The 2873-nt window shown below is 56.8% G+C and carries 2 rRNA genes (1 of these 2 cut by a window edge); both read left to right on the forward strand.

The window, feature by feature from the left end:
• Positions 1-2673, forward strand: a 23S ribosomal RNA gene (locus ACIBTX_RS32385) (it extends 438 nt beyond the left edge of the window).
• Between the two features lie 77 nt (positions 2674-2750).
• Positions 2751-2867, forward strand: a 5S ribosomal RNA gene (gene rrf, locus ACIBTX_RS32390).
• The last annotated feature ends 6 nt before the right edge of the window (positions 2868-2873 follow it).

Below are 2873 nucleotides of genomic sequence, written 5' to 3' on the forward strand. Positions count from 1 at the left end.
ACCTTCTGTGGGTGTTCCCGAGTAGCGGCGGACCCCTGAAATCTGCCGTGAATCTGCCAGGACCACCTGGTAAGCCTAAATACTTCCTGGTGACCGATAGCGGACGAGTACCGTGAGGGAATGGTGAAAAGTACCCCGGGAGGGGAGTGAAATAGTACCTGAAACCGTTCGCCTACAATCCGTCGGAGCCTTGCGGGGTGACGGCGTGCCTTTTGAAGAATGAGCCTGCGAGTTAGTGGCATGTGGCGAGGTTAACCCGTGTGGGGGAGCCGTAGCGAAAGCGAGTCTGAATAGGGCGCTTTAGTCGCATGCTCTAGACCCGAAGCGGAGTGATCTAGCCATGGGCAGGCTGAAGCGCGGGTAAGACCGCGTGGAGGGCCGAACCCACCAACGTTGAAAAGTTGGGGGATGACCTGTGGTTAGGGGTGAAAGGCCAATCAAACTCCGTGATAGCTGGTTCTCCCCGAAATGCATTTAGGTGCAGCGTCGCGTGTTTCTTGCCGGAGGTAGAGCACTGGATGGTCTAGGGGGCCCACAAGCTTACCGAAATCAGCCAAACTCCGAATGCCGGTAAGTGAGAGCGCGGCAGTGAGACTGCGGGGGATAAGCTTCGTAGTCGAGAGGGAAACAGCCCAGATCACCAGCTAAGGCCCCTAAGCGTGTGCTAAGTGGAAAAGGATGTGGGGTCGCATAGACAACCAGGAGGTTGGCTTAGAAGCAGCCACCCTTTAAAGAGTGCGTAATAGCTCACTGGTCAAGTGGTTCCGCGCCGACAATGTAGCGGGGCTCAAGCACACCGCCGAAGCTGTGGCATTCACATTTTAACCTCGCTTGGACTTGATTCCTTGTGCAGGTGTGTGGATGGGTAGGGGAGCGTCGTGCCGCGAGTGAAGCAGCGGGGTGACCCAGTTGTGGACGCGGCACGAGTGAGAATGCAGGCATGAGTAGCGAAAGAAGGGTGAGAAACCCTTCCGCCGGATGACCAAGGGTTCCAGGGCCAGGCTAATCCGCCCTGGGTGAGTCGGGACCTAAGGCGAGGCCGAGAGGCGTAGTCGATGGACAACGGGTTGATATTCCCGTACCCGCGAAAGAGCGTCCCTGATGAACCTCGTTGTGCTAACCACCCGAACTTGGTGAGGTCTTCGGACTGATCTGAGGGAGCGTGGGAACCTGGCGGGTAGTAGTCAAGCGATGGGGTGACGCAGGAAGGTAGCTGAGCCCGGCCGGTGGTTGTGCCGGGGTAAGCGTGTAGGCCGTGTCGTAGGCAAATCCGCGACGCATGAAGGCTGAGACGTGATGCCGAGCCGATTCAGGTGAAGTCAGTGATCCTATGCTGCCGAGAAAAGCCTCTAGCGAGTTCTTAGCGGCCCGTACCCCAAACCGACACAGGTGGTCAGGTAGAGAATACCGAGGCGATCGGGCGAACTGTGGTTAAGGAACTCGGCAAATTGCCCCCGTAACTTAGGGAGAAGGGGGGCCGGAGACGTGAAGCCCCGCGCGGGTGGAGCGTTGTATGGCCGCAGAGAGCAGGGGGAAGCGACTGTTTACTAAAAACACAGGTCCATGCGAAGAAGTAATTCGATGTATATGGACTGACGCCTGCCCGGTGCTGGAACGTTAAGGGGACCTGTTAGCTCTTCGGGGCGAAGCGGAGAACTTAAGCGCCAGTAAACGGCGGTGGTAACTATAACCATCCTAAGGTAGCGAAATTCCTTGTCGGGTAAGTTCCGACCTGCACGAATGGCGTAACGACTTCCCCACTGTCTCAACCACAGGCCCGGCGAAATTGCAGTACGAGTAAAGATGCTCGTTACGCGCGGCAGGACGGAAAGACCCCGGGACCTTTACTATAGCTTGACATTGGTACTTGAGTTAGCTTGTGTAGGATAGGTGGGAGCCGGTGAAGTCCATACGCCAGTATGGGTGGAGGCAATCTTGAAATACCACTCTGGTTGATTTGGGTATCTAACTTCGGACCGTTATCCGGTTCAGGGACAGTGTCTGGTGGGTAGTTTAACTGGGGCGGTTGCCTCCTAAAAGGTAACGGAGGCGCCCAAAGGTTCCCTCAGCCTGGTTGGCAATCAGGTGTTGAGTGCAAGTACACAAGGGAGCTTGACTGTGAGACTGACAGGTCGAGCAGGGACGAAAGTCGGGACTAGTGATCCGGCACTTGCGAGTGGAAGCGGTGTCGCTCAACGGATAAAAGGTACCCCGGGGATAACAGGCTGATCTTCCCCAAGAGTCCATATCGACGGGATGGTTTGGCACCTCGATGTCGGCTCGTCGCATCCTGGGGCTGTAGCAGGTCCCAAGGGTTGGGCTGTTCGCCCATTAAAGCGGTACGCGAGCTGGGTTTAGAACGTCGTGAGACAGTTCGGTCCCTATCCGCCGTGCGCGTAGGATACTTGAGAAGGGCTGTCCCTAGTACGAGAGGACCGGGACGGACGAACCTCTGGTGTGCCAGTTGTCCTGCCAAGGGCACGGCTGGTTAGCTACGTTCGGAAGGGATAACCGCTGAAAGCATCTAAGCGGGAAGCCTGCTTCAAGATGAGGTATCCCACCCACCTTTGGTGGGGTAAGGCCCCCAGCTAGACGACTGGGTTGATAGGCCGGAAATGTAAGCCCGGTAACGGGTTCAGTTGACCGGTACTAATAGGCCGAGGACTTGACTACTAAGCTGCTACGCGTCCACTGTGCAACTCTGAACAAACACCCACCCGTGTTGGTGATGGTTGATATGTTCATAGAGTTACGGCGGTCATGGCGGAGGGGAAACGCCCGGTCACATTCCGAACCCGGAAGCTAAGCCCTCCAGCGCCGATGGTACTGCACTCGTGAGGGTGTGGGAGAGTAGGACACCGCCGGACAATCTT

Source organism: Micromonospora sp. NPDC049359, assembly GCF_044466585.1.
GTDB lineage: Bacteria > Actinomycetota > Actinomycetes > Mycobacteriales > Micromonosporaceae > Micromonospora.